At 70.5% G+C, this 24,748-nt stretch carries 20 protein-coding genes, 3 pseudogenes and 1 riboswitch; of the genes and pseudogenes, 12 read left to right on the top strand and 11 right to left on the bottom strand.

Features of this window, described 5'->3' with window-relative positions; translation table 11 throughout:
* The first annotated feature begins 3 nt into the window (after positions 1-3).
* From HJD23_RS16715 to recQ, 3 genes are all read left to right on the top strand, one after another.
* Positions 4-1,575: an NADH-quinone oxidoreductase subunit M gene (locus tag HJD23_RS16715; RefSeq protein WP_171112530.1), complete on the top strand. Its 1,572-nt coding sequence runs from the start codon at positions 4-6 to the stop codon at positions 1,573-1,575.
* Positions 1,572-3,221, top strand: coding sequence for an NADH-quinone oxidoreductase subunit NuoN (gene nuoN, locus HJD23_RS16710; protein ID WP_171112528.1), 1,650 nt, complete (start codon positions 1,572-1,574; stop codon positions 3,219-3,221). Before HJD23_RS16715 ends, nuoN begins: the two co-directional genes overlap by 4 nt.
* 191 nt (positions 3,222-3,412) lie before the next feature.
* The gene (gene recQ, locus HJD23_RS16705) at positions 3,413-5,383 is read left to right on the top strand and encodes a DNA helicase RecQ (protein WP_171118589.1); all 1,971 of its coding nucleotides are present in this window, start codon (positions 3,413-3,415) and stop codon (positions 5,381-5,383) included.
* 40 nt (positions 5,384-5,423) lie between these two features.
* Here the strand turns inward: recQ and HJD23_RS16700 are convergent, their stop codons facing one another.
* Together HJD23_RS16700 and fahA are read right to left on the bottom strand one after the other, a co-directional pair.
* Positions 5,424-6,362 (bottom strand): M56 family metallopeptidase, encoded by a 939-nt coding sequence (locus tag HJD23_RS16700; RefSeq protein WP_141309554.1) that lies wholly within the window; start codon positions 6,360-6,362, stop codon positions 5,424-5,426.
* Positions 6,363-6,550: 188 nt separating this feature from the next.
* Positions 6,551-7,762, bottom strand: coding sequence for a fumarylacetoacetase (gene fahA, locus HJD23_RS16695; RefSeq protein ID WP_171112527.1), 1,212 nt, complete (start codon positions 7,760-7,762; stop codon positions 6,551-6,553).
* A 207-nt stretch (positions 7,763-7,969) separates the two neighbouring features.
* Between fahA and HJD23_RS16690 the strand changes: the two genes are divergently transcribed.
* Entirely contained in the window at positions 7,970-8,431 is a 462-nt protein-coding gene (locus tag HJD23_RS16690; protein WP_171112526.1) for a carboxymuconolactone decarboxylase family protein, read from the top strand.
* Between the two features lie 65 nt (positions 8,432-8,496).
* Positions 8,497-9,345 (top strand): HAD family hydrolase, encoded by an 849-nt coding sequence (locus tag HJD23_RS16685; protein ID WP_171112523.1) that lies wholly within the window; start codon positions 8,497-8,499, stop codon positions 9,343-9,345.
* Here HJD23_RS16685 and HJD23_RS16680 read toward each other — a convergent pair.
* From HJD23_RS16680 to HJD23_RS16670, 3 genes and pseudogenes are all read right to left on the bottom strand, one after another.
* Positions 9,339-9,827, bottom strand: coding sequence for a transglycosylase SLT domain-containing protein (locus tag HJD23_RS16680; RefSeq protein WP_171112522.1), 489 nt, complete (start codon positions 9,825-9,827; stop codon positions 9,339-9,341). The two genes, HJD23_RS16685 and HJD23_RS16680, sit on opposite strands and share 7 nt — an antisense overlap.
* Before the next feature lie 5 nt (positions 9,828-9,832).
* Positions 9,833-10,008: riboswitch (cyclic di-AMP (ydaO/yuaA leader) on the bottom strand.
* Between the two features lie 281 nt (positions 10,009-10,289).
* Positions 10,290-11,286 (bottom strand): annotated as a pseudogene (locus tag HJD23_RS16675) (CocE/NonD family hydrolase); the annotation flags it as partial.
* A gap of 9 nt (positions 11,287-11,295) precedes the next feature.
* Positions 11,296-12,474 (bottom strand): annotated as a pseudogene (locus HJD23_RS16670) (peptide MFS transporter).
* Between the two features lie 243 nt (positions 12,475-12,717).
* Between HJD23_RS16670 and HJD23_RS16665 the strand changes: the two are divergent.
* The 4 genes from HJD23_RS16665 (at position 12,718) to HJD23_RS16650 (ending at position 17,208) form a co-directional block, all read left to right on the top strand.
* Positions 12,718-13,728: a polyprenyl synthetase family protein gene (locus tag HJD23_RS16665; RefSeq protein ID WP_171112520.1), complete on the top strand. Its 1,011-nt coding sequence runs from the start codon at positions 12,718-12,720 to the stop codon at positions 13,726-13,728.
* Between the two features lie 297 nt (positions 13,729-14,025).
* Entirely contained in the window at positions 14,026-15,243 is a 1,218-nt protein-coding gene (locus HJD23_RS16660) for an outer membrane lipoprotein carrier protein LolA (protein WP_171112517.1), read from the top strand.
* 125 nt (positions 15,244-15,368) lie between these two features.
* Complete coding sequence (locus tag HJD23_RS16655; RefSeq protein ID WP_171112515.1) at positions 15,369-16,343, top strand: ABC transporter ATP-binding protein; 975 nt, start codon at positions 15,369-15,371, stop codon at positions 16,341-16,343.
* On the top strand, positions 16,330-17,208 hold the full coding sequence (locus HJD23_RS16650; RefSeq protein WP_171112514.1) for an ABC transporter permease: 879 nt from the start codon (positions 16,330-16,332) through the stop codon (positions 17,206-17,208). Before HJD23_RS16655 ends, HJD23_RS16650 begins: the two co-directional genes overlap by 14 nt.
* Positions 17,209-17,217: 9 nt before the next feature.
* Here HJD23_RS16650 and HJD23_RS16645 read toward each other — a convergent pair whose 3' ends face one another.
* Both HJD23_RS16645 and HJD23_RS16640 read right to left on the bottom strand, forming a co-directional pair.
* Positions 17,218-17,802 (bottom strand): NAD(P)H-dependent oxidoreductase, encoded by a 585-nt coding sequence (locus tag HJD23_RS16645; RefSeq protein ID WP_171112512.1) that lies wholly within the window; start codon positions 17,800-17,802, stop codon positions 17,218-17,220.
* Between the two features lie 140 nt (positions 17,803-17,942).
* Positions 17,943-18,446, bottom strand: coding sequence for a DUF6668 family protein (locus HJD23_RS16640; RefSeq protein ID WP_171112510.1), 504 nt, complete (start codon positions 18,444-18,446; stop codon positions 17,943-17,945).
* Between the two features lie 192 nt (positions 18,447-18,638).
* On the opposite strand from HJD23_RS16640, the gene HJD23_RS16635 reads away from it, so the two are divergent.
* The gene (locus HJD23_RS16635; RefSeq protein WP_171112508.1) at positions 18,639-19,886 is read left to right on the top strand and encodes a tetratricopeptide repeat protein; all 1,248 of its coding nucleotides are present in this window, start codon (positions 18,639-18,641) and stop codon (positions 19,884-19,886) included.
* Between the two features lie 44 nt (positions 19,887-19,930).
* On the opposite strand, the gene HJD23_RS16630 is transcribed toward HJD23_RS16635, so the two are convergent.
* On the bottom strand, positions 19,931-20,398 hold the full coding sequence (locus tag HJD23_RS16630; protein WP_171112507.1) for a VOC family protein: 468 nt from the start codon (positions 20,396-20,398) through the stop codon (positions 19,931-19,933).
* A gap of 14 nt (positions 20,399-20,412) precedes the next feature.
* Positions 20,413-20,919 (bottom strand): helix-turn-helix domain-containing protein, encoded by a 507-nt coding sequence (locus HJD23_RS16625; protein ID WP_171112505.1) that lies wholly within the window; start codon positions 20,917-20,919, stop codon positions 20,413-20,415.
* 94 nt (positions 20,920-21,013) lie between these two features.
* Between HJD23_RS16625 and HJD23_RS16620 the strand changes: the two genes are divergently transcribed.
* A complete protein-coding gene (locus tag HJD23_RS16620) occupies positions 21,014-22,480 on the top strand; it encodes an MFS transporter (protein WP_232107869.1) in 1,467 nt (488 codons plus the stop codon).
* Here the strand turns inward: HJD23_RS16620 and rarD are convergent.
* Both rarD and HJD23_RS16610 read right to left on the bottom strand, forming a co-directional pair.
* Positions 22,465-23,202 (bottom strand): annotated as a pseudogene (gene rarD / locus HJD23_RS16615) (EamA family transporter RarD); the annotation flags it as partial. The gene HJD23_RS16620 and the pseudogene rarD overlap by 16 nt on opposite strands.
* Before the next feature lie 175 nt (positions 23,203-23,377).
* Positions 23,378-24,232 (bottom strand): SDR family oxidoreductase, encoded by an 855-nt coding sequence (locus HJD23_RS16610; protein ID WP_171112503.1) that lies wholly within the window; start codon positions 24,230-24,232, stop codon positions 23,378-23,380.
* Positions 24,233-24,332: 100 nt separating this feature from the next.
* On the opposite strand from HJD23_RS16610, the gene HJD23_RS16605 reads away from it, so the two are divergent.
* Positions 24,333-24,713 (top strand): helix-turn-helix domain-containing protein, encoded by a 381-nt coding sequence (locus HJD23_RS16605; RefSeq protein WP_171112501.1) that lies wholly within the window; start codon positions 24,333-24,335, stop codon positions 24,711-24,713.
* Positions 24,714-24,748: the final 35 nt, after the last annotated feature.

Here is a 24,748-nt window from a genome sequence, read left to right as displayed (position 1 = left end):
CCGATGTCCTTTCCTCTGCTGACAGTGACAGCGGCGCTCCCGGCGCTCGGGGCGATCGCCACGGCCGCCGTCCCGGCCGCGCAGCGCACCGTCGCCAAGTGGCTGGCGCTGCTCGTCTCGCTCGCCACGCTCGCCCTCGCCATCACGGTGCTGATCCGCTTCGACCCGGACGGCGCCCGCTACCAGCTCACCGAATCGCACGCCTGGATCGCCGACTTCGGCGTCCGCTACGAGCTGGGCGTGGACGGCATCGCGGTGGCGCTCATCGCACTCACCGCCCTGCTGATTCCGTTCATCATCCTCGCGGGCTGGCACGACGCCGACCCGTTGGAGACGGGCAGCAAGCGGTGGCGCCCCACGCAGGGCTTCTTCGCCCTGATCCTGGCCGTCGAGGCGATGGTGATCCTCTCCTTCGAGGCCACCGACGTCTTCCTCTTCTACATCTTCTTCGAGGCCATGCTCATCCCGATGTACTTCCTCATCGGAGGCTTCGGGGACCGTGCCCACGAGCACGGCGAGCAGGTGGCGTCGACGCAACGGTCGTACGCGGCCGTGAAGTTCCTGCTCTACAACCTGGTCGGCGGTCTGATCATGCTGGCCGCGGTGATCGGCCTCTATGTGGTCGCCGGGAACTTCTCCCTCACCGAGATCGCCGAGGCCCGGGCCAACGGCTCGCTGGACATGGCGACCAGCACCGAACGCTGGCTGTTCCTCGGCTTCTTCTTCGCCTTCGCGGTGAAGGCGCCGCTGTGGCCGCTGCACACCTGGCTGCCCAACGCCATGCAGGAGTCCACCGCCCCGGTCGCCGTCCTCATCACGGCGGTCGTGGACAAGGTGGGCACCTTCGCGATGCTCCGCTTCTGCCTCCAGCTGTTCCCGGAGGCGAGCAAGTGGGCGACGCCGGTGATCCTCGTACTGGCGCTCGTCAGCATCATCTACGGGGCGCTGCTCGCGGTCGGCCAGCGCGACATGAAGCGCCTGATCGCGTATGCGTCGATCTCGCACTTCGGCTTCATCATCATGGGCATCTTCGCGATGACCAGCCAGGGCCAGTCCGGCGCGACGCTGTACATGGTCAACCACGGGATCTCGACGGCCGCGCTGATGCTGGTGGCCGGTTTCCTGATCTCTCGGCGCGGCTCGCGGCTCATCGCGGACTACGGCGGTGTCCAGAAGGTCGCCCCGGTGCTCGCCGGCACCTTCCTGGTCGGTGGCCTGGCCACCCTGTCGCTGCCCGGGCTCGCACCCTTCGTCAGTGAATTCCTGGTCCTGGTCGGCACGTTCGCGCGCTACCCGGTGATCGGCATCATCGCCACCTTCGGCATCGTGCTCGCCGCGCTCTACACCCTCGTCCTCTACCAGCGGACGATGACGGGCCCGGTGAAGCCGGAGGTCTCCGCGATGCCCGATCTCAGAGTGCGTGAACTGGTGGTCGTCGCCCCGCTGGTCGCGTTGTTGATCTTCCTGGGCGTCTACCCGAAGCCCGTCACGGACATCGTCAACCCGGCGGTGAAGCAGACCATGTCCGACGTTCAGAAGCAGGACCCCCGGCCCGAGGTGGAGGCGGCCAAGTGAGCGCAACAGCCGTCCACAGCCTGTGGACAACGGCGGCCGAGCCCATCGGCAAGATCGACGCCCCGAAGATCGAGTACGCCCAGCTGTCGCCCATGCTGATCGTGATCGGCGCGGCGATCCTCGGGGTGCTGATCGAGGCGTTCGTACCGCGCAAGTCCCGTTACTACGCTCAGATGTTCGTGTCCGCCGTGGGACTGGCCGCCGGTTTCGCCGCGGTCGTCGCCCTCGCGGCGGACGGATACGGCACCACGAAGGCCCAGATCGCGGCGATGGGCGCCATCGCGGTCGACGGACCGGCGCTGTTCCTGCAGGGCACGATCCTGCTGTCCGGGCTGGTCGCCCTGTTCATCTTCGCCGAGCGGCGGCTCGACCCGGCCGCGCACGGCAACCGGGTCGACTCCTTCGCCGCGCAGGCGGCGTCCGTGCCCGGCAGCGACAGCGAGAAGGCCGCGGTCAAGGCCGGTTTCGCCACGACCGAGGTCTTCCCGCTGCTGCTCTTCGCGGTTTCCGGCATGCTGCTCTTCCCCGCGGCCAACGATCTGCTGACGCTGTTCGTGGCCCTGGAGGTCTTCTCGCTGCCGCTGTACCTGATGTGCGCGCTGGCCCGCCGCAAGCGACTGATGTCGCAGGAGGCCGCGGTGAAGTACTTCCTGCTCGGTGCGTTCGCGTCGGCGTTCACACTGTTCGGGATCGCGCTGCTGTACGGCTACTCCGGCTCGATGGCGTACGGCACGATCGCGCAGGTCGTCGACGGCACCATCACCGACATCACCCCGGCCCTGGCGAACACCATGGGCAACGACGTGCTCCTGCTGCTCGGCACTGCGCTGATCGTGATGGGCCTGCTGTTCAAGGTGGGCGCTGTCCCGTTCCACATGTGGACGCCGGACGTGTACCAGGGCGCGCCGACGCCGGTGACCGGCTTCATGGCGGCGGCGACGAAGGTGGCGGCGTTCGGCGCGCTGCTGCGGATCCTGTACGTCGTGCTACCGGGCCTGCGCTGGGACTGGCGGCCGGTGATGTGGGGCGTCGCGATCGTCACCATGCTGGGCGGCGCGATCGTCGCGATCACGCAGACCGACATCAAGCGGCTGCTGGCGTACTCGTCGATCGCCCACGCGGGATTCATCCTCGCGGGTCTCATCGCGATGACGCCGGACGGTGTGTCCTCGGTGCTCTTCTACCTGCTGGCGTACTCGTTCGTGACGATCGGGGCGTTCGCGGTGGTGACGCTGGTACGGGACGCGGGCGGCGAGGCGACGCACCTGTCCAAGTGGGCCGGCCTGGGTCGTAGGTCGCCGCTGGTGGCGGCCGTGTTCGCGGTCTTCCTGCTGGCCTTCGCCGGCATCCCGCTGACCTCCGGGTTCGCCGGGAAGTTCGCCGTGTTCAAGGCGGCGGCGGAGGGCGGGGCGGTGCCGCTGGTGGTGATCGGCGTGATCTCGTCGGCGATCGCCGCGTTCTTCTACGTCCGGGTGATCGTGCTGATGTTCTTCAGCGAGCCGAAGCCGGAGGGGCCGACGGTGGCGGTGCCGTCACCGCTGACGGTGACGGCGATCGGGGTGGGCGTGGCGGTCACGCTGGTCTTGGGTGTGGCGCCGCAGTACTTCCTGGACCTGGCTGGGGACGCGGGGGTGTTCGTGCGCTGACGCGTTCCCTTGACGGCCCTCCCCGAGTGATCGGGGAGGGCCGTTCTACTACCCGGGCCCGACCGGTGTGGTCGCACGTTTGACCGGTGGCGGAGGGCCCCGGGGAAAGCCTGTGGATAACTCCGAAGCTGTCAGTGCGGGCGCCTATCGTGGACGCAGTGGTCGAGGGACGACGTACGGGGGACACGACGATGGGTGGGACAGGCGGTATCACCGAGATGCCATTGACGGAGAGCGAGGCGCTGGCCACGCTGCACCGGATCTTCGGGTACGAGGCCTTCCGGGGCGAGCAGGAAGCAGTCATCGAGCATGTGGTGGCCGGTGGCGACGCCGTCGTCCTCATGCCGACCGGTGGCGGGAAGTCGCTCTGCTATCAGATTCCGGCCCTGGTCAGACCCGGTACGGGCATCGTCGTCTCGCCGCTCATCGCGCTGATGCAGGACCAGGTGGACGCGCTGCGGGCGCTGGGTGTGCGGGCCGGGTTCATCAACTCCACGCAGGACTTCGACGAGCGGCGGGTGGTGGAGGCCGAGTTCCTCGCCGGTGAGCTGGATCTGCTGTATCTGGCGCCGGAGCGGCTGCGGCTCGACGCCACGCTGGATCTGCTGTCACGCGGGAAGATCTCCGTCTTCGCGATCGACGAGGCGCACTGTGTGTCCCAGTGGGGGCACGACTTCCGCCCCGACTATCTGACGCTGTCGCTGCTCGGCGAGCGCTGGCCCGACGTGCCGCGGATCGCGCTCACGGCGACGGCCACCCGGGCCACGCACCAGGAGATCACCCAGCGGCTGAACATGCCGACGGCCCGGCACTTCGTGGCGAGCTTCGACCGGCCCAACATCCAGTACCGGATCGTGCCGAAGGCGGACCCCAAGAAGCAGCTGCTGAGCTTCCTGCGCGAGGAGCACGCGGGTGACGCGGGGATCGTCTACTGCCTGTCGCGCAAGTCGGTGGAGTCGACGGCCGAGTTCCTGACCCGGAACGGTATCGAGGCGGTGCCGTACCACGCGGGCCTGGACGCGGGCACGCGCGCGGCGCATCAGTCCCGGTTCCTGCGGGAGGACGGGCTGGTCGTCGTGGCGACCATCGCCTTCGGGATGGGCATCGACAAGCCGGACGTGCGGTTCGTGGCCCACCTGGATCTGCCGAAGTCGGTGGAGGGGTACTACCAGGAGACCGGGCGTGCCGGGCGGGACGGGCTGCCGTCCACGGCCTGGATGGCGTACGGCCTCAACGACGTCATACAGCAGCGCAAGCTGATCCAGTCCGGCGAGGGCGACGAGGCGTTCCGGCGGCGGGCGCAGACGCACCTGGACGCGATGCTGGCGCTGTGCGAGACGGCCCAGTGCCGGCGCGGGCAGCTCCTTGTCTACTTCGGGCAGGAGCCCGACCCGGCCGGCTGCGGCAACTGCGACACCTGTCTCACGCCGCCCGAGACCTGGGACGGCACGATCGCGGCGCAGAAGGTGCTGTCGACGGTGGTGCGGTTGCAGCGGGAGCGGGGGCAGAAGTTCGGTGCGGTGCAGATCGTCGACATTCTGCTGGGCAAGCGCACCGGCAAGGTGATCCAGTTCGATCACGACCAGCTGTCCGTGTTCGGCATCGGTCAGGAACTCGCCGAGGGTGAATGGCGGGGCGTAGTCCGGCAGTTGCTGGCGCAGGGGCTGCTCGCGGTCGAGGGGGAGTACGGGACGCTGGTGCTGACCGAGGCCAGCGGTGCGGTGCTGCGGCGGGAGCGGGAGGTGCCGCTGCGCAAGGAACCGAAGAAGCCGGTGGGCTCGCGGTCGGGTTCGTCCTCCTCCGGCCGAGGTGAGCGCAAGCCGAAGGCTGCCGCCGCCGAGCTGTCCGAGGAACTGCTGCCCGCCTTCGAGGCGTTGCGCGCCTGGCGCGCCGAGCAGGCCCGCGAGCAGGGCGTCCCGGCCTACGTCATCTTCCACGACGCCACGCTGCGGGAGATCGCCACGGTGTGGCCCACGTCGGTGCGGGAGCTGGGTGGCATCAGCGGGGTGGGGGAGAAGAAGCTGGCGACCTACGGGGAGGGGGTGCTGGCCGTCCTCGCGTCCCTCGACGCCCCGACAGGCGCGGACACACACGCGGAGGCGGCCGGATCAGACGACTGGCCCGAGATGGAGGGCGAGCCGGAGCCGGACGACTGGATGTAGGGACCCGACCGGCCTCAGGCACAGGGACAGCCCCGCACACTCACCCGAGGGCTGTCAGCCCCGGCGCGAAGGTGATCAGCAGGGGGAGCAACGGCACCAGAGCCGCCGCCGTCGTCGTCAAGGCCCGGTGTCTGCGGTCCAGTCGAGCGGGGGGCTCCAGAAGCCGGTCCACGCGTTCGCCCAGGAGGCGGTGGCTGGAGGCGCAGGAGAGGACGCCCCGGTGCTGGTTGAGCTCGATCAGTGCCAGCGCCGTGGTCAGGTGGCCGCAGCGCCGGGAGGCCGTGTCGTCGGCGGCGAGTTCGACCAGGCGGTGGGTCTGGTCGCAGAAGTGGGTGAAGAGGGGGACACGCGGGAAGCCGGTGGCCAGCGCGGTGGACAGGTGCAGCAGCCAGTCGTGGCGGGCGCGGGCGTGGCCGCGCTCGTGGGTGAGGACGGCGTCGAGCTGATGGTCGGTCAGGCGGTGCAGCGCGCCGGTGGTGACGATCAGCTGGGGCGGGCTGCCCGGCATCCACCAGGCGTCGGGGTACTCGTCCTCCAGGACGAGCAGCGGGCCGCGCGCCGCGCCCAGGCCCGCTGGTAGGTCGGGGGCGCGTTCGCGCAGGTGGGCGCGGGCCTGGCCACGGCGGCGGCGGGCCTCGAACAGCTCGCGGGCGAGCATCGCGGTGGTCCAGGCGGCACCGCAGGCCAGCAGCAGGGTGAGCGCCACGGCCCACGGCGGCGCGGCGGACAGGTTGTACGCGGCGGTGACGTGGGGCGGTGCGGGGGCGAAGACCTGGTCACGCACGGTCTGGAAGACGGCCGCCGCGCCGAGGGTGAGCGCGGTCAGACAGCACAGCAGGACGGTGGCGACCAGGCACTGCCACACCCACAGCCCGACCACGGGCTCCCGTTCGGGCCACGCCGCCCGGACCAGCGCACGAGGCATCGGTACGGCGGCCGTCAGGGCGACGGCGCTGAGCAGGAGCAGGCAGACGGTCATGCCACGGGCTCCGGATCCTGATCGGGAGTGGGCGGCTTCGGGTTGGTGCGGTGTGGTGCGGTGCGGGCGGCGGTCGCGCGCCGTATGCGTCACACGTCCCGCGTCACGCCTGGCGCACACCGCCGCCGCCAGTATGACGGTGATGGGCGCCCGGAGTCAGTGCCCGGACCGTCGCTGTCGCGGAAACGTCATCCCGCGACGACCCGCCCACTCACCTCCCCCAGCCCGACCCGGGCCCCGCCCGCCCCCGGTGCCCAGGCCGTCATCGTCACCACGTCGCCGTCCTCCAGGAACGTCCGCTTGCCGTCGGGGAGTTCGAGGGCATCGCGGCCGTTCCAGGTCAGTTCGAGGAGAGAGCCGCGTTCGCGCTCGCCGGGACCGCTGACCGTGCCCGACCCGTACAGGTCGCCGGTGCGCAGGGAGGCGCCGTTGACGGTCATGTGGGCGAGCTGCTGGGCGGCCGTCCAGTACATGGTGGAGAAGGGCGGCTCCGAGATGACGTGGCCGTTGAGGGCGACGGAGATCCGGAGGTCGTAGCCGCCGGGTTCCTCGTCGGTGTCGTCCAGGTACGGCAGCAAGGGGTGCGTCCGCTCCGGCGGCGCCACCCGTGCCTCGTCCAGCGCGTCCAGCGGGGTGATCCACGCCGACACCGAGGTGGCGAAGGACTTGCCGAGGAACGGGCCGAGAGGGACGTACTCCCAGGCCTGGATGTCGCGGGCGGACCAGTCGTTGAGGAGACACAGGCCGAAGACGTGGTCGCGGAAGCCGGACAGCGGGACGGGCGTGCCCATCGCCGACGGGACGCCGACCACGAAGCCGACCTCGGCCTCGATGTCCAGGCGGACGGACGGGCCGAAGACCGGCGCGGCGTCGGTCGGGGCCTTGCGCTGGCCGCAGGGGCGGGCGACGTCCGTGCCGGAGACGACGACCGTGCCCGAGCGGCCGTGGTAACCGATCGGCAGATGCTTCCAGTTGGGGGTGAGGGAGTCGGCCGCGTCGGGGCGGAAGATCCGGCCGACGTTCCGGGCGTGGTTCTCGGACGCGTAGAAGTCGACGTAGTCCGCGACCTCGAAGGGCAGGTGCAGGGTCACCGAGGAGAGGGGGTGCAGCAGGGGCGCGAGGGTCTCGCGGTGGGAGGGCACGGTGACCCAGGCGGTCAGTGCCCGCCGGACGTCCGACCAGGCGGTGCGGCCCGCGGCGAGCAGCGGGTTCAGGGTCGGGCGGGCCAGCAGTTCGGCGTACGGGGAACCGAGCGCCAGCGCCGCCGCGCCGGCGTCGAGGACGTGGTCGCCGAGGCGGACTCCCACCGTCCGGTCGGCGGAGCCGGCGGGCGAGAACACGCCGTACGGAAGGTTGTGCGGGCCGAAGGGGTCGCCCTCGGGGACATCGAAGGGGGGCATGGGGTGCTGCCTCACTTTCGTACGCGGTCCATGCGGTCGCGGATCACGTTACGGCTGGGGCCTCTGTCTTGGGAGTGTCTGCAGCGCGACAAATGGATCTTGATGTTCTGAATTTCGTCCCTCAGGTCCGTCACAACGACCGCCCCCGATCCGTCAGTGCAGTGAAAGCAAGCATCGCACCGGCCACTGACAACAGGAGGCAGCACCATGCAGGCACGGATGACGAACCCGGCGTACGTCCTCCCGAACGCGATGAAGGGCATCGGCACCCTCACCCAGGCCATCGGGGAGGGCGGGCTGTCCCAGGAGTTCGCGGAGCTCGTGGCGCTGCGGGTCAGCCAGATCAACGGATGCGGCGCGTGCGTGTACGGGCATGTGCACAATCTGCGCAAGGCGGGCGTGAGCGAGGAGCGCATCACATCGGTCGTCACCTGGCGGCACGCGCCCTACTACAGCGACGCCGAGCGCGCCGCGCTGACGCTCGCGGAGAAGATGACGCGGCTCGCCGACCTGTCCGAGGAGTCGGTTCCGGACGTGTTGTGGGACGAGGTCGCCGACCACTTCGACGAGAAGGAACTGTCGGCGCTGATCCTGACCATCTCGCTGACGAACCTGTTCAACCGCATCAACACCACGATCAAGGAGCCTGCGGGCACCACGTGGGGGTGAAAAGCAGACAGGCGGACGATAGTTGGGGATGAACGGTGTGGGTGCGTTGTCCGTATTCTCTGATCATGGCCGCACCCACCGCATATGCCGCGCGCACCGAGTACGCGCGTACCGACTACGCCCTCATCGCCACTGACCTGGACGGAACGCTGCTGCGCGGCGACGACACGGTCTCCGACCGTTCGCTCGCCGCGCTCGCGCGGGTCTCGGCGGCCGGTGCCCGGCATCTGGTGGTGACCGGACGGCCGGCGCCGAGGGTGCGACCGCTGCTGGAGTTCCTGGGCGGCGGGGGGCTCGCGGTGTGCGGGCAGGGCGCGCAGTTGTACGACGCCGGCGCGGACCGTCTGCTGTGGTCCGTCACGTTGGACCGGGAACTCGCCGAGACCGCCCTCGGCAAGATCGAGGCCGAGGTCGGCCAGGTGTACGCGGCCGTCGACCAGGACGGCGTGGACGGGCTCACGCTCATCGAGCCCGGCTATCTGATGCCGCACCCCACGCTGCCCGCGGTGCGGGTCGACCGTCGCGAGGACCTGTGGTGCGCGCCGATCAGCAAGGTGCTGCTGCGCCATCCGGCCCTGACCGACGACGAGTTGGCGGCGGTGGCCCGCACGGTGGTCGGCTCGCTCGCGACCGTCACCATGTCGGGGCCGGGGACGGTCGAGCTCCAGCCGTGCGGCATCACCAAGGCGACGGGGCTGGCGCTGGCGGCCCGCTATCTGGGCCTGAGTCCGCAGCAGACCATCGCCTTCGGGGACATGCCCAACGACATCCCCATGTTCGACTGGGCGGCGTACGGCGTCGCCATGGCCAACGCCCACCCCGAACTCAAGGCGGTGGCCGACGAGATCACCCTGTCGAACGAGGACGACGGCATCGCCGTCGTCCTCGAACGGCTGCTCGCCCGGGCTCAGTAGGGGCCGAAGACGTTGTCGATGGAGCCGTAGCGGGCGGCCGCGTAGTTGCAGGCGGCGGTGATGTTGGCGACCGGGTCGTACGGGTCGAAGGCGGTGCCGGGCACGTGGTAGGCGGCGAAGGTCGGGTCGATGACCTGGAGCAGGCCCTTCGACGGGGTGCCCTTGGCGGCGTTGGAGTCCCAGTTGTTGATGGCGTACGGGTTGCCGGACGACTCACGCATGATGTTGCGGTAGATGCCGTTGTACGAGCCCGGAATCCCGTGCTGCGCCATGATGTCGAGCGACTCGCGGATCCAGCCGTCGAGGTTGTTCGGGTACGTCGTGGCCGTGGCGGCGGTGGTGACGGCCGTGGGCGTGGCGGCGGAGGCGCTGGTGGCCCCCATCAGCGGGAGGGCGAGCACGGCCACGCCGGTACCGGCGACGGCGAGCTTGCGGGCGATGCGGGCAGAGCGGGAGCGGCGGTACTGACCGTTTGCAGTCATGGGGGATGTCCTCTCCGGCGCCTGCGAGGTGAGCTGTCGGGTTCGGGCGGGGAGGTGCCCGGCCGCGCCCTTGCGAGTGCGACTTCACCCCAAGCCGTTCCGTGTGTCGTTGCGTACGACATCCGGCCCGGCGACTTACCTGGGTCCCCCGCTCCTGCCGTGCGGTGAGTGAGTCCGTCATGGGTGGCGCGGGCGGCGGCAGGATTCGGCGTTCCGCCCGACTGGCCGGGAACGTATGCGAGAGCACATGTCCGAAACAAGTAGCGGATTCATATATTGCGCGATTTGATCTTCGAACTGCGTGTTTGCCATGCTTGATCCTTTGCGGTCGGCAAGGGGCAACTCGGCGGCGCGTAAAGGCGGATCGCGGGATCTCTGTGAGGGGATCGTGAAGGCGTACGCGTGAGCCAACTCACGCGCAAGTAGAAGAACGGCAATTCGGGCAATGCGCCCAAGTGCTGCTCAACCGGCGGTCCGTGGGATGCGCTTCTCCCAGGTCCGATGGAAGGTCACCTCTTCATCGGCGGTGCAAATTGCCTCATTTGCGGACAAGGAGTCCTCTGTGGACGGACAGTGGATCGTCCTCGCCGATGGGGCGAGGGGCCGGATAGGCGACGCCGTGCGGCTCGGACTGCTCCGGTTCCTCGAAGGCGAGGGGCGAGACCTCGAAGGTGACGTCCTCGGTGGTGCCCGGGGCCCACGGCACGATCCGGTCGCGCCCCTCACGCGCGGAGAGGTTCATCACACCCGCGTCACCAGGGTCGAGGATCCGTCCGGCGCCACATCGCACACGCGCGTGATGACCTGGCCGCGGGGCACCTGTGACGTCAGCCGCAGCCGCGCCCGCGGCCGGCGCAGGGTCTCCTGGAGGAAGCCGATCGCCGGGCCGGGCGGCAGGCCGCGGTCGGGGTACTGGTGGGACCAGGGGCCGATCTGGCCGCGGACGCGGTCGGGCGGGAGGTGTTCGACCAGGCGGAGCACCGTGTCGCGGTACGGGTCGTGCCAGCCGCCCACCGCGAGGACGGCCGCCCGGATCGCGCCGTAGTCCTCGCAGACGCTGCCGTGCCGGCAGTGGTCGTCGCGCTTCTGGTGGTCGAGCCAGGTGTGCAGAAAGGGTTCGACCTCGTCGAGGCGCCGCAGCTGCATGTCCCGCCAGGCGTCGCCGACATACCGCGGATCGGGCGGGCGGCAGACGAACGCCAGCATGGTCGCCGCCCACGCGTGCATGTCCACGGCGAGGACGGAACCTCCCATGTACTGCACGTCGTTGTCGTAGCGATCGTCCGTGGAGCAGACCGTGACGATCGCATTGAGCGGCTCGGGCGGCTCGGGCGCAAGGGCCGCGATCTGGAGGGAGTTGAAGCCGCGGCCAGCCAGTTCACCACCCGGCGTACCAGAGGTGGCGCTGGTGGTCGCGGGGCGCGGTCCAGTCGGTCAGGCGGTACGGGAGGTACTCCAGAGGATGGCTTCAGTGGACCGGGTGCATCGTGCGGCGCAGCCAGGGCGCGGCGGCCGGCACCACCAGGCCGGCGAAGGCGGCGGGGGCGAGCTTGGTGGTGGCCGACATGCCGGAGGTCGGCGGGGCTATGAGGAGGAAGGACAGGCCGCCGGGGACGACACCAAGGGCGATCTTGTGGGAGGCGTGCGGCCGGCTGTGGCCCATCCGCACCCACAGGGCGGCCACCAGCGGCGCGAGGGCGACTTCGAAGGCGCCCAGGGCGGAGGCTTACCAACTGGTGGGGAAGTCGAAGCCGAGGATCGTCGTCTCGGCGTTCGACGCGGGCGGCAGCATCATCGTGGAGTACGCCTGGAAAGGGACGAAGTTGAAGACCGTCGAGGAGAGGAAGAGCACGACGTACGGGCGCAGTCGGCCGCGTTCCTCGGGGGTCACCCGCAGGGTCATGAACATGATCACGAAGTAGCCGGCCGGGGCGATCACCGAGACGAGCGCGGTGGCGATCACCAGCCCGGTGGCGATGGGCTGGACGGCACGGCGCCTCGCCTCCGGCGCGAGCGCGAACTGCGCGGCGTGCTTGCGTCCGGCCAGGTGACGGCGGCCGGTGACGTACTGGACGAGGCCGAACGTCATACCGATCGCGGCCGCCGAGAAGCCCCAGCGCCGGCCCTGGTGGTCGCCGAGCCGACCGGTGACCAGGGGGCCCGCGAAGGCGCCGATGTCGATCGCCATGTAGGAGAGGGTGAACCCGGCGTCGCGGCGGTCGTCGTCGGTGCGGTAGAGCTTGCCGGCCATGGGGGCCACGTTGGGCTTCAGCAGACCGGTGCCCGCGCTGGTCAGGCCGAGGCCCACCCAGGTCATGGTCGCGGTGGGCACGGCCAGGGCGTAGTGGCCGCAGGTGATCGGGACGCCGCCCCAGAGCACGGCTCGGTACGAGCCGAGGACACGGTCGGCGAGCCGGCCGCCGACGGCGGAGACCAGGTAGACGAGGGTGCCGTAGGCGGCGGAGACGGAGGCGGCCGTCCCGGCGGACATGACCGGGCCGCCGGTTGCGAGCGTGTCGGCGAAGTACAGGACGAGGATGGCCTGCATGCCGAGGAACGAGAAGCGCTCCCAGACCTTAAGACCGGAGAGGGCGAGCAGGCCCCTGGGCCGGCCGAGGAAGGCGCTCTCGTCGCCGGGTCGCGGCAGGCTGTCGGGCGCGGTATCGACGGCGCTGCGAGGCGAGGGTCACCTCTTCCGGCCGAGTCGATAAATACCTGCTCATATCAACTGATCAAAAACATACCCGGCGTGATCCGATACCGCCCGAGGTGTAACGGTGGGCGGCCTCGGTGATCGAAACGTGACCGGATACGCTGACTTGAGTGAAGGCAGCGACCTATCGACATTCCGCGTAATCGCCAGTAGACACCAGCAGACAGGAGACCCCTCGTGACCGTCGTCGGGCCGTTCGGGCTGAGCGTGCGGGACCAGGCTCTGGAAGCCGATGTCCAGGCCGGATTGGCGGCTGTCGAGGAAGGGTTGCTCGAAGCCACCAAGAGCGAGGTCCCCTTCATCACGGAGGCCGCGCAGCATCTGGTGCGAGCCGGCGGGAAGCGGTTCCGGCCGCTGCTCGTGATGCTCACGGCCCAGTTCGGTGACCCGTACGCGCCCGGAGTCGTGCCCTCCGCCGTGGTCGTGGAGCTGACCCACCTCGCGACGCTGTACCACGACGACGTGATGGACGAGGCGGCGGTACGGCGCGGGGTGCCGAGTGCGAACGTTCGCTGGGGCAACTCCGTCGCCGTCCTCACCGGCGACTTCCTGTTCGCCCGGGCCTCGCACATCCTGGCCGACCTCGGACCCGAGGCGGTGCGGGTGCAGGCCGAGGCGTTCGAACGGCTGGTGACCGGGCAGATCCTGGAGACCGCGGGTCCCTCGGACGGGCGGGACCCGGTCGAGCACTACCTCGATGTGCTCGCCGGCAAGACCGGATCGCTGGTGGCGGTGTCGTGCCGGTTCGGCGCGATGATGTCCGGGGCCGACGAGTCGGTGGTGGACGTGCTGACCCAGTACGGGGAGCGACTGGGCGTCGCCTTCCAGCTCGCCGACGACGTGCTGGACATCGCCTCCGACTCCCACGAGTCCGGCAAGACACCGGGGACCGACCTTCGCGAGGGCATCCCGACGATGCCCGTGCTGCGGTTGCGGGAGCGAGTGGCCCGGCTGGGACTGGCGGAGGACGTCGCGCTGTGCGAGCTGCTCGACTCCGATCTGACCGATGACACGCGGCACGCGCAGGCGCTGGCCGCGCTGCGGATGCATCCGGCGCTGGAGCAGGCCCGGCGGGACACCGTGCGGTTCGCGGAGGAGGCGCGGGCGGCGCTCGCGCCGCTGCCCGAATGCGACGCGAAGGCGGCGCTGACGGAGCTGTGCGACGCGGTGGTGCACCGGGCCGGATAGCCCGCGTCCGGTCGGCGGTGTTCGACGTCCGGTTCGCCGGGCGTTGGCCGTCCGGTTTGTTGTCGTGGCCCCGTCGAACCCCTACGGGTCGGGAGTAGATGCCGTCCTGTCGTGTCATACCGCAGCAGTACGCGGAGTTGGCTCCCCGGTCTGACGCTTCTCGCCGTCCGGTTTGGTCAGATGGAGACCACGGAACACACCACTCCTCACCGATCCGGGTGAGAATGGCGGCTCAGGGTGGGACCCATGCGGGGACGTGACGAGACAGCCGCCGCCGACGACGGAGGTAAGGCACACATGGCACCGTACGAATCCGACGACACCACGGCCGTGGCGGACGCGGACGAACTGCGCGCGGCGCGGCGGCGCAAGGCCGCGCGGTACGTCGTCCCGGCGGCGGTCCTGGGGGTGGCGGCGGGGACCATCGGGCTCGTCCCCGCGATCGCCGACTCCGGCAGCCCCGACCTTCCGGAGATCACCGGGCAGCAACTCATAGAGAAGATCGCCGCATCGGACGTACAGCAGCTGTCCGGCACGGTGAAGATCAGCACCGATCTGGGACTGCCCGACCTGGGCGGCCTGGAGAGCGAGCTGATGTCCGGCGCGACCCCTTCCGGCGGCGAGGGCTCCTCCGCCGACCCGTCGGCCAAGCTCACCGAGCTGGCCTCCGGTACGCACACCCTGCGCGTCGCCGCCGACGGCCCCGACAAGCAGAAGCTGTCGCTGCTGGAGAACGCCGCCGAGTACAGCCTGATCCACAACGGCAAGGACGTCTGGGGCTACGACAGCGCGTCCAACGAGGTCTACCACGGCACCGCGAGCGAGGGCGCCGAGCAGCGCGAGGAAGAGTTCCCGGCCACGCCCAAGGAACTCGCCGAGGAGGCGCTGAAGGCGGTCGACGACACCACGTCCGTGACCGTCGACGGCACCGCGCAGGTCGCCGGCCGTGACGCCTACAAGCTGGTCATCGAGCCGAAGCAGTCCGGTTCCACGGTGGGTGCGATCAGTGTGGCGGTGGACGCCAAGACCGGGCTGCCGCTGAAGTTCACGCTGACCCCGGCGAGCGGCGGCGCCGCCGTGGTGGACGCGGGCTTCACGCAGATCAGCTTCGCCAAGCCGGCCGCGTCGACCTTCGACTTCACCCCGCCCAAGGGCGCGAAGGTGACCGAGGAGGGCAGCGTGGACGCGCCGGAGCACTCGCAGCAGCCCAAGGAGGAGGACTTCGCCAAGGGCCTCGACGGGCTGAACGTCATAGGCGAGGGCTGGACGTCCGTCGCCGTCATCGACTCCGGCGCCGAGGGCATGCCCTCCGACGCCAAGCGCGGCGACATGGGCGACGCGGGCGCCATGGGCGGTTTCCTGGGCTCCCTGGGCGACGAGGTGACCGGCAAGTTCGGCTCGGGAACGGTCTTCAAGACCCGCCTGGTCAACGCGCTGATCACGGACGACGGCAAGGTCTACGTCGGCGCTGTCACGAAGGACGCGCTGGTGAAGGCGGCCGACTCCGGGAAGTGAGTCAGGCGTGAGCGCCGACTCCTGGAAGTGAGCCGGGAGTGAGTGCGACTCCGGAAAGTGAGCCCGGGGTTCGGTGCCGCGTGTGAGTCCGGTACGAGTACGAGTACGACACATCGGGGGGACGCATGGACGAGCCGTCCGTCACGGGACCGCTGAGGGGCGCCGCGGGTGAGGGCATCATCCACACCCGCGCGCTCACCAAGCGCTACCGCGGCGGACAGCTCGCCGTCGACGGCCTCGACCTGACCGTCCCGGCGGGCAGCGTCTTCGGCTTCCTCGGTCCCAACGGCTCCGGCAAGACCACCACCATCCGCATGCTGATGGGCCTGATCGAGCCCACGTCGGGCACGGCGCACGTGCTGGGGCGCCCCGTGCCCCGGGCCACGCACGCCGTGCTCCCGCACGTGGGCGCCCTCATCGAGGGCCCGGCCCTGTACGGCTTCCTCTCCGGCCGCGACAACCTCCTGCGGTACGACTCCGCCGACCCGTCCGCCGACCCACGCACCCGGCATGCCCGCGTCGCGGCGGCGCTGGAGCGGGTGGGACTGGCGGCGGCCGCGGGCAAGAAGGCGAAGGCCTACTCGCTCGGCATGAAACAGCGGCTGGGCCTCGCGGCCGCCCTGCTCCAGCCGCGCCGCCTGCTCGTCCTGGACGAGCCGACCAACGGGCTCGACCCGCAGGGCATGCGCGAAATCCGCGCCCTGATCCGCGAGTTGTCCTCCGACGGCACGACCGTGTTCCTCTCCTCGCACCTCCTCGACGAGATCGAGCAGGTCTGCACACACGCGGCCGTGATGGCGCAGGGCCGGCTGATCACCCAGGGCGCGGTGGCGGACCTGGCGGCGGGGATGCGGGGCCGGCTGGTGGTGACCACGCCGGACACCGCGGACGCGGCCCGGGTGCTGAAGGAACGCGGGGTCGGTGATGTGGCCGTCACCGAGGACCGGGTGACCGGGGAGCCGTCGGAGGGGGAACTCGCCGAGCTGAACGCCGCGTTGGTGGCGGCGGGCGTGCGGGTCCGCGGCTTCGGCGTGGAACGGGTGTCTTTGGAGGACGCGTTCGTGGCACTGACGGGGGAGGGCTTCGATGTCGCAGGCTGAGGTCGTCGGTTCCCGCCGCAGCCCGTTGTGGACCTTCGGTCTGCTGCGCAGTGAGCTCACCATCACCTTCAGACGCTGGCGCACCCTCGCGCTGCTCGGTGTGCTGGCCGCCGTGCCCGTCCTGGTCGGCATCGCCGTGAAGATCGAGACCAGCGACGGCTCGTCCCTGGGCGGCGGCGGTGGTGGCGGCGAGGGACCGGCGTTCATCACGCAGATCACCAACAACGGCCTGTTCCTCGTCTTCACCGCCCTCGCCGCGACCCTGCCGTTCTTCCTGCCGATGGCCATCGGAGTCGTCGCGGGCGACGCGATAGCCGGTGAGGCGAACGCCGGGACCCTGCGCTACCTCCTGGTCGCCCCGGTCGGCCGTACGCGCCTGCTGCTCACCAAGTACGCGACGACGATGGCCTTCTGCCTGGCGGCCACCCTGGTCGTCGCCGTCTCGGCGCTGTCCGTCGGGGCGCTGCTGTTCCCGCTGGGAGACCTGACGACCATCTCCGGCACGCGGATCAGCTTCGCCGAAGGCCTGGCCAGAGCCCTGCTGATCGCCCTGGTCGTCGCCGTCTCACTGATCGGCGTGGCGGCGCTCGGACTGTTCGTCTCGACGCTGACCAGCAGCGGTATCGCCGCGATGGCGACGACCGTGGGGCTGCTGATCACCGTGCAGATCCTCGACCAGATACCCCAACTGCACGCGATACAGCCCTACTTCTTCTCCCACTACTGGCTGTCCTTCGCCGACTTGATGCGCGAGCCGGTCTACTGGGACGACTTGATACGCAACCTCGGCCTGCAGGCCCTCTACGCGATCGTGTTCGGCTCGGCGGCGTGGGCCCGGTTCACGACGAAGGACATCACCGCGTAGCCGTCCGGGCTACTGGGCCTCGTACGGGAAACGGGCGAGCGGCGCCTCCCGTGCGAAGAACGTCTTCGCGCGGGCGAGGGCCTCGGTGTCCTTCAGTACGTCGCCGGGCTTGCTGCCGTTGCCCAGCAGGACTCCGCCGAAGCGCATCCCCATGTACGCGGCCGAGTGGTTGAGGGTGCCGATCAGCGGGTCGGCGACCTCGGTCTCCTCGTGCGCGAGGGCGGTGACGCCCCAGAGCGTGCGGCCGGCCAGTGTCGCCTTGAAGTCCAGACCGGGGGTGCGCAGCCAGCCCGACCAGTAGTCCAGGTAGCGCTTGACGTGGGCGGACACCGAGTACCAGTAGAGCGGGGAGGCGATCACGATGTCCGTCGCGGCGAGCGTGGCGTCGAGCAGCAGCGCGACATTGCCCTCCGTGGGGCGGACGTGATCGCTGTCGTGCCGGAGATCCTCGAAGTCGGGCAGACGGTGCGTGGCGAGGTCGATCCACTGCTGCTCGATGTCGGCGGGGAGCTGCTCGGCGGCCCTGCGGGCCAGCAGTTCGGTGTTGCCGTCGCTGCGGCTGCTGCCCAGCACGAACAGGAAGCGTCGGGTCATGGTGTCCCCCAGGGAGTTCCGGATGTGCGGCGTGCGGCGATTACCTGCTCCTGCATTATATGTACACACATGGAGATGGCGTCCAGTGTCAGGGGGATTCGATGGGGTTCGCCGGAGCCCAGGGTCGGCTCAGTGGTGGCTCAGCGAACCGTCGCCGTCAGCCGGACCAGCGCCGCCGTCTCGCGAGGCGGGCACCCGCTGAGATCACCCAGCCGCCATGCGGGCACCCAGGGCACCCGGTAGACGTCGACGACCGACTCGATGAGCCTGATCTGCTGGGTGAGCGGGCGGGGGAGCCGGCCCGGCGCGTCCGCGACCAGGACGACGGCGTCCAGGTCGAGCCCGGCGGGGGCCTCGCCACGCCGGAACACCTCCAGGGCGTGGACGGCGGAGGCCAGCCCGGTCGCGTGCGTGCGGGCGACGAGCAGCACCGACGGTGGATCGGCGGGGCCGGGCCAGTCACATCCGCAGTCCTGACCGCCGTACACCGCGGCGAGCGTGGAGACCCCCGACCCGCCGTGGGTGCCGACCCAGGAGAAACGCCGGACCCTGCCGGGGGAGGTGGGAGCGGGCTCCGGTGCCGGTGGCACGGCCACTGGGCCGCGGAGCCAGATCTCCGGTCCCTGTCGCGCGCTCGTCCGCATGCCCGCTCCTCTCCGCCGTCGGCCGGCGATCGTCATCCATCGATCTTCGCGTGATCGCGGAGAACTCCGTGACGAGGGTGCCGGGTCTTGGGACGAGGCTGTGACGCCCCGGTGACGCGTGCATGGTGCGGAAGCGGTGAGACTCGACGGTAGGGTCCGCCGAGGTGTGGACGCCGGCGAGTGAGGGAACCGATGTCTCGACCAGGCCGCGAGAAGAAGCGGGAACAGCAGTACCGGACCGCGGGTGCGGTGATCGACGTGCACGTTCCGGGCGCCGGGCAGGGCACCGGCGGCACCGGCAGCGCCTCGATCGGCGGTGTCCCGGTCGTCCCCGCGCCCGGCGAGGAGCTCCAGCAGACGGTCCTGAACCACCTCCACCGCATCGCCCTCGCCACCGGCCGGCCGGTCCTCGCCACGGTTCACGACGAACGGATCGGGTACGTCGTACCGCTTCGGGTTCACCCGGACGGGTCCAGTTGTTTCGCGGCGGAGCCCGTACGGACGAGCGCGGCGCAGGAAGCCGTACCCGCGCCGCCCCGGCCGCTTCAGGAACCCGCACCGGCTCCGCCCCGCCCGCCTCAGGAACCCGGACGGCCCGCACAGGCCACGCGTCAGGACAACGCGACGCAGTTGCTGCGCACGCCGCCGACCTCCGCGGCCACCGCCACGCCGACCTTCCGGCTGCAGGCGGTTCAGGAGCCGCAGCCGCTGGGCGAGTTCGGACCGCCGCCGGTCATGGACGCGAGGCCGCACCCGGAGCCCCTCACCACGCCGGAGCCGAATCCGGAGCCGCAGCCGGACATGGGCCCGGGCCCGCAACCCGACCTGGGCCCGCAACCCGACCTGGGCCCGGAACCCGACCTGGGCCCGGGCCTGGAGCTGGACCCGGACCCGGATCCGAAGCCCACCCCACCCCGCGGCTTCGACGCGGTCGCCGAAGCCATCCTCGTCGAGCCCGCGGATCTCCCGAGCCCCACCTCCACCCTCCTCGCCGAACCCACAGCCCGTATCGGCGAAGCCGTGAAGGCAGGGCAGATAGACACCGCTGCGGCCCTCGCGGAGCAAGCCGTGGCCGAGGCGTCGGCCGCCCTCGCCCCGGACCACCCCGAACTGCTCCGGCTGCTCGAACTCACCGCGTACATCGCCTACTTGGCGGCCGACCCGGTCCGTGCCTTCCGTCTCTCCCTGGACGTGGCCCGAATCCACCGCCGTAGGCACGACGCGGAGGGTGCCTACGGAAACGTGCAGAGCGCGGCCACGGCCTGGCGGGCCGTGCGTGACCCCGCGCTCGGACTGGACCTGGGGCGTGAACTGATCGGCCTGTGGGTCGAGTTGGCCGCCGAGGGCGGTCCGGCCGCCGACGACGTCGAAGAGCTCGAATCGGCCCGCGCCCGCATGGGCCGCCTCGCCGCGCGGGCGGGTGGGGCGTCCGGCGCCTGAGCGGCCCCCGCCCTTCCCGTCAGAACTGGGCACGCAGAACTCGTTCAGTGCACGCAGAACTCGTTCCCCTCCGGATCAGCCATCACCACCCACTCGCCACCAGCCTCCTTGACCTCCCGCAGCACGCTGGCCCCCAGCTCCCGCAACCGCTCCACCTCGCTCGCCCGCTGCCCCTCGGCGGGGTGCAGGTCCAGGTGGAGCCGGTTCTTGCCGGTCTTGGGCTCCGGTACGCGCTGGAACAGCACCCGCCGCCCCAGCCCGGTACCGCTCTGCTCCTCGTACGGATCGTCCGGATGCCGTACGGCGACCAGGTCCCGGAAGGCCGGACGGCCGTGGAAGTCCACGGTGCCGGCGACCGGGAGCGCGCCCAGCTGGAGCAGCCGTTCGATCAGAGCGCTGTTGTCCTCGACCTCGTAGCCCAGCGCGGCGGCCCAGAAGTCGGCCTGTGCGTGCGGGTCGTTGGCGTCGATGACGAGCTTCCAGTGCACGGGTGAGGATGCCTTCTCAGTCATGCAACCAATATTGCTTACGTGAGTGACAGGCCGCGTGACGCCGCCTGCGCAACCGGCGCTTCCGCACTACCGTTCGTCGACACCTCCTGGGCCTCTTGCGTCTCGCGGGCGTCGTACGCCGCCCGGGCCGCCGCGATCTCCCGCTGGTGCTCCTCCGTCCACCGCACCAGCGACTGGATCGTGGCGTGCAGGGTGCCGCCCAGGGGCGTGAGCTCGTAGTCGACGCGTGGCGGTACGACGGGGTGGACCGTGCGCCTGACCAGTCCGTCCCGCTCCAGCTGGCGCAGGGTGACCGTCAGCATGCGCTGGCTGACGCCGTCGATCTCCCGGCGCAGTTCGGTGAAGCGGAGCTTGCGGTTCTCCAGGAGGGCGATGACGAGCAGGGACCACTTGTCGGCGACCCGGTCCAGGATCTGCCGCACCTCGCAGCCCTCGCGGGTGTCCCACTGGAAGGGGTCGGCGTCGCCGTAGTCCACGGTGCTCGCGCAGTTACTCGGTGACTTCGAAGTGCCTTCTTCCATGTCTGTCGATGCTGCCGCAGGCTGGCCATGGTTACAAGAGGGAACCGACCCTCAATCCGGTAACCGACCTCTGTCTATCTCCGGGAGTGTGGTCATGGGCGCCCGTGCCTGGGCTCTGCTGCTCGTGCTGTGCGGAACGATCTTTCTGGAGGGCATCGACGTCGCGATGATGGCTGTCGCGATCCCGTCGATCAGGGCCGATCTGGCGCTGTCGACCGGTACCGCGGCCTGGGTGATGAGCGCGTACGTCCTCGGTTACGCCGGTTTCACCCTGCTCGGCGGACGCGCCGCCGACCTGCTCGGCCGTCGTCGGATGTTCCTGACCTGGCTGACGGTCTTCCTGCTCTTCTCGGGGCTCGGCGGTTTCGCCACCGACGGCTGGATGCTGGTCGTGGCCCGGTTCGTCACCGGCGTCGCGGCGGCCTTCATGACCCCGGCCGCGCTGTCGCTGATCACCACCTCCTACGAGGAGGGCCCGCAGCGCAACCAGGCCCTGCTCATCTTCGCCGGCACCGCGGCCGGCGGTTTCTCGCTGGGCCTGGTCATCGGGGGGCTGCTCACCGCGATCGGCTGGCGGTGGGTGTTCTTCGCGCCCGTGGTGCTGGCGGGGGCGCTGCTGGTCGCGGCGGTCCGCCTGGTACCCGCGGCGGGTCCTGTGGGGCGTGACGGGCGTGGCTTCGACCTGCTCGGCGCGGTCACCGCCGCCGGCGCCATGCTGCTGGCCGCCTACACCGTCGTACGGCTGGAACACGGTCTGCACGACTGGCCGCTCACCGCTGTCGCCGGGCTCGCCGCGCTGGCGCTCGGGGCCGCCTTCGTCGTCGTCGAACGGCGGGCCGCCGCGCCGCTGGTCCGGCTCGGCATCCTGCGCAACGGCTCCGTGGTGCGCGCCGATCTGGGTGCGCTGCTCTTCGTAGGGGCCTTCTTCGGCTTCCAGTTCGTGGTGACGCTGTACTTGCAGGAGCTGCGCGGCTGGTCGTCGCTGCAGACCGCGATCGCGCTGGTCGTCATGGGCTGCGACGCCGTCCTCGCCCCGACGCTCACCCCGAGGCTGGTCGCCCGCTTCGGCAACGTCCGCGTGACCCTCGGCGGCTTCGTGCTGGCGGTCGTCGCCTACGGGCTGTTCCTGCCGGTCGGGATGGACTGGTCGTACGCCGCCATGTTCCCGACGCTGATCCTCGCGGGCACGGCGTTCGCGCTGGCGTACGGGCCGCTCACCATCGCGGCGACCGACGGGGTCGCGGAGGAGGAGCAGGGCCTGGCGGGCGGGCTGCTGAACACCGCGACCCAGTTCGGCTCGGCGATCGGTATCTCCGCGGTGACCGCCGTCTACGGCTTGGCGTCGACGACCGGATCGGGTCCGGAGGCCACGCTGTCCGCGTTCCGTACGGCGCTGACCGTGCCGGTCGTGATGGTGGTGGCGGGCACGATCCTGTCGGCCCTCAGCGTGCGGGCCGCCCGGCGCGCGGTGCGCAGCGCGTCCCAGGTGAGCAGCGTCAGCGCCAGCCAGACCAGCGCGAACCCGGCCCAGCGCTCGGGCGGCATGGCCTCGCGGAAGTAGAGGACGCCCAGCAGGAACTGGAACACCGGGGCCAGGTACTGCAGCAGCCCCAGCGTCGACAGGGGCACGCGGATCGCGGCCGCGCCGAAGCAGACCAGCGGAAGCGCGGTCACGACGCCGGTCGCAGCGAGCAGCGCCGCGTGTCCCACGCCCTCGGTGTGGAAGGTCGACTGGTCCTCGGCGGTCAGCCACAGCAGGAAGCCGAGCGCGGGCAGGAACTGGATCGCGGTCTCGGCGGCCAGCGACTCCAGGCCGCTGAGGTTGACCTTCTTCTTCACCAGGCCGTAGGCGGCGAAGGAGAAGGCGAGGACGAGCGAGACCCACGGCGGGCGGCCGTAGCCGATGGTGAGCACGAGCACGGCCGTGAAGCCGATCCCGACCGCCGCCCACTGCACGGGCCGCAGCCGCTCCTTCAGCAGCAGCACGCCGATCGCGATGGTGACCAGCGGGTTGATGAAGTAGCCGAGCGAGGCCTCGACGACCTGTTCGTTGTTGACGGCCCAGATGTAGACGCCCCAGTTGACGGTGATGACCGCCGCGGCGACGGTGATGAGCCCGAGGCGGCGCGGCTGCCGCAGCAGCTCGCGGGCCCAGCTCCAGCGTCGTACGAAGAGCAGCGCGACGGCGACGACGGCGAGCGACCACACCATGCGGTGGGCGAGGATCTCGACCGGGCCGGCGGGCTTCAGCAGGGGCCAGAAGAGGGGGACGAGCCCCCACATTCCGTAGGCCGCGAAGCCGTTCAGCAGTCCTATGTGGCTCTCGCCCATCGACTTCCTGGCCACCGGCCCCTCCTTCGTACGTCAGCCCGCCCGCACGAAGGTAGCGCCGACCGGCCGTCCCTGTCATGGACGTATCGCCATACGGTCATGACAGGCACGGGTGGGCGGGGTGAGGTCAGCCCTTGAGCGCGGCGGTGACGGCCTCGGAGAGCGGGGTGGTCGGACGCCCGGTCAGGCGGGAGAGGTCGCCGGTGCGCACGGCCAGCTCGCCCTTCTCGATGGACGCGTCCACGCCGGCCAGGATCGCGGCGAGCGGCCCGGGCAGGCCGGCGCCGGTCAGGATGCCCTGGTAGGCCTCGACGGAGACCGGGTTGTACGCGATCTCCCTGCCGGTCTGGCGGCTGAGCTCGGCCGCGTACTCCGCGAAGCTCCACGCCTCGTCGCCGCTCAGCTCGTACGTCCGGTTCTCGTGTCCCTCGCCGGTCAGCACCGCCACGGCGGCGGCCGCGTAGTCGGCGCGCGAGGCGGAGGCGACCCGGCCCTCACCGGCGGCGGCGAGGACCGCGTTGTGCTCCAGCACCGGGGCGAGGTTCTCGGTGTAGTTCTCGTGGTACCAGCCGTTGCGCAGCAGCGCATACGGCAGGCCCGACGCCAGGAGCGCCTCCTCGGTGGCGCGGTGGTCGTCGGCGAGGGCGGCCGTGAGGCTGCCGGGGGCGCTGGTGTAGGCGAGGAGCGCGACGCCGGCCGTCTTCGCGGCGTCGATCACGACCTTGTGCTGGGCGGCTCGGCCCTTGTCGAACTCGTTGCCGGAGATGAGCAGCACCTTGTCGCCGGCGGAGAAGAGGGCGTCGAACGTCGCGGGCACGTTGTAGTCGGCGAGCGCGATCTTCACACCGCGGTTCGCGAAGTCGGCGGCCTTCTCGGCGTTGCGGACGACGGCCGTGATCTGGTCGGCCGGGACCTTCTCCAGCAGCTGCTCGACGACGTGGCGGCCGAGGTGTCCGGTGGCTCCGGTGACGACGATGCTCATGGGGGCTCCTCTGTGCGGGTGCGTATGTCAAGGTGTGGCACTCACCCTAAGAGGGACACTAACTCTGACTAAAGTACCCACTTTTAAGTAAGGTACTGGCATGGCAGAAAGTGCAGGGAAGCCCGAGGGCGAGGCGATGTGCCCCTACCGGCTGGTCCTGGAGCACGTCACCAGCCGCTGGGGCGTCCTGGTGCTGATCCGGCTCATGGAGCGGCCGTACCGGTTCAGCGAGCTGCGCCGGGCGATCGGCGAGGTCCGGCAGGTCAGCGAGAAGATGCTCACCCAGACGTTGCAGACCCTGGAGCGGGACGGGTTCGTCCACCGCGACGCGCAGCCCGTCATCCCGCCCCGCGTCGACTACTCCCTCACCGACCTCGGCCGCGAGGCCGCGGAGCAGGTGCGGTCGCTGGCGCTGTGGACGGAGCGGCGGATGGCCGATGTGGAGCGGGCGCGGAAGGCATACGACGAGGCCCGGGCCTGAGCCCGGGCCTGTGGCGTAACCGGTGTTGCTGGGTG

Origin of the sequence: Streptomyces sp. Z423-1 (assembly GCF_013009255.1) — a bacterium.
GTDB lineage: Bacteria > Actinomycetota > Actinomycetes > Streptomycetales > Streptomycetaceae > Streptomyces > Streptomyces gossypiisoli.
This window is presented reverse-complemented; position numbering and strand designations above follow the sequence as displayed.

Bases quoted from the DNA above. Each gene is read 5' to 3' on its own strand.
- HJD23_RS16715 (WP_171112530.1), top strand. From the start codon at position 4: ATGTCCTTTCCTCTGCTGACAGTGACAGCGGCGCTCCCGGCGCTCGGG.
- recQ (WP_171118589.1), top strand. From the start codon at position 3,413: ATGGGTGGGACAGGCGGTATCACCGAGATGCCATTGACGGAGAGCGAG.
- HJD23_RS16700 (WP_141309554.1), bottom strand. From the start codon at position 6,362: ATGACCGTCTGCCTGCTCCTGCTCAGCGCCGTCGCCCTGACGGCCGCC.
- fahA (WP_171112527.1), bottom strand. From the start codon at position 7,762: ATGCCCCCCTTCGATGTCCCCGAGGGCGACCCCTTCGGCCCGCACAAC.
- HJD23_RS16690 (WP_171112526.1), top strand. From the start codon at position 7,970: ATGCAGGCACGGATGACGAACCCGGCGTACGTCCTCCCGAACGCGATG.
- HJD23_RS16685 (WP_171112523.1), top strand. From the start codon at position 8,497: ATGGCCGCACCCACCGCATATGCCGCGCGCACCGAGTACGCGCGTACC.
- HJD23_RS16680 (WP_171112522.1), bottom strand. From the start codon at position 9,827: ATGACTGCAAACGGTCAGTACCGCCGCTCCCGCTCTGCCCGCATCGCC.
- HJD23_RS16660 (WP_171112517.1), top strand. From the start codon at position 14,026: ATGGCACCGTACGAATCCGACGACACCACGGCCGTGGCGGACGCGGAC.
- HJD23_RS16655 (WP_171112515.1), top strand. From the start codon at position 15,369: ATGGACGAGCCGTCCGTCACGGGACCGCTGAGGGGCGCCGCGGGTGAG.
- HJD23_RS16650 (WP_171112514.1), top strand. From the start codon at position 16,330: ATGTCGCAGGCTGAGGTCGTCGGTTCCCGCCGCAGCCCGTTGTGGACC.
- HJD23_RS16645 (WP_171112512.1), bottom strand. From the start codon at position 17,802: ATGACCCGACGCTTCCTGTTCGTGCTGGGCAGCAGCCGCAGCGACGGC.
- HJD23_RS16640 (WP_171112510.1), bottom strand. From the start codon at position 18,446: ATGCGGACGAGCGCGCGACAGGGACCGGAGATCTGGCTCCGCGGCCCA.
- HJD23_RS16635 (WP_171112508.1), top strand. From the start codon at position 18,639: ATGTCTCGACCAGGCCGCGAGAAGAAGCGGGAACAGCAGTACCGGACC.
- HJD23_RS16630 (WP_171112507.1), bottom strand. From the start codon at position 20,398: ATGACTGAGAAGGCATCCTCACCCGTGCACTGGAAGCTCGTCATCGAC.
- HJD23_RS16625 (WP_171112505.1), bottom strand. From the start codon at position 20,919: ATGGAAGAAGGCACTTCGAAGTCACCGAGTAACTGCGCGAGCACCGTG.
- HJD23_RS16620 (WP_232107869.1), top strand. From the start codon at position 21,014: ATGGGCGCCCGTGCCTGGGCTCTGCTGCTCGTGCTGTGCGGAACGATC.
- HJD23_RS16610 (WP_171112503.1), bottom strand. From the start codon at position 24,232: ATGAGCATCGTCGTCACCGGAGCCACCGGACACCTCGGCCGCCACGTC.
- HJD23_RS16605 (WP_171112501.1), top strand. From the start codon at position 24,333: ATGGCAGAAAGTGCAGGGAAGCCCGAGGGCGAGGCGATGTGCCCCTAC.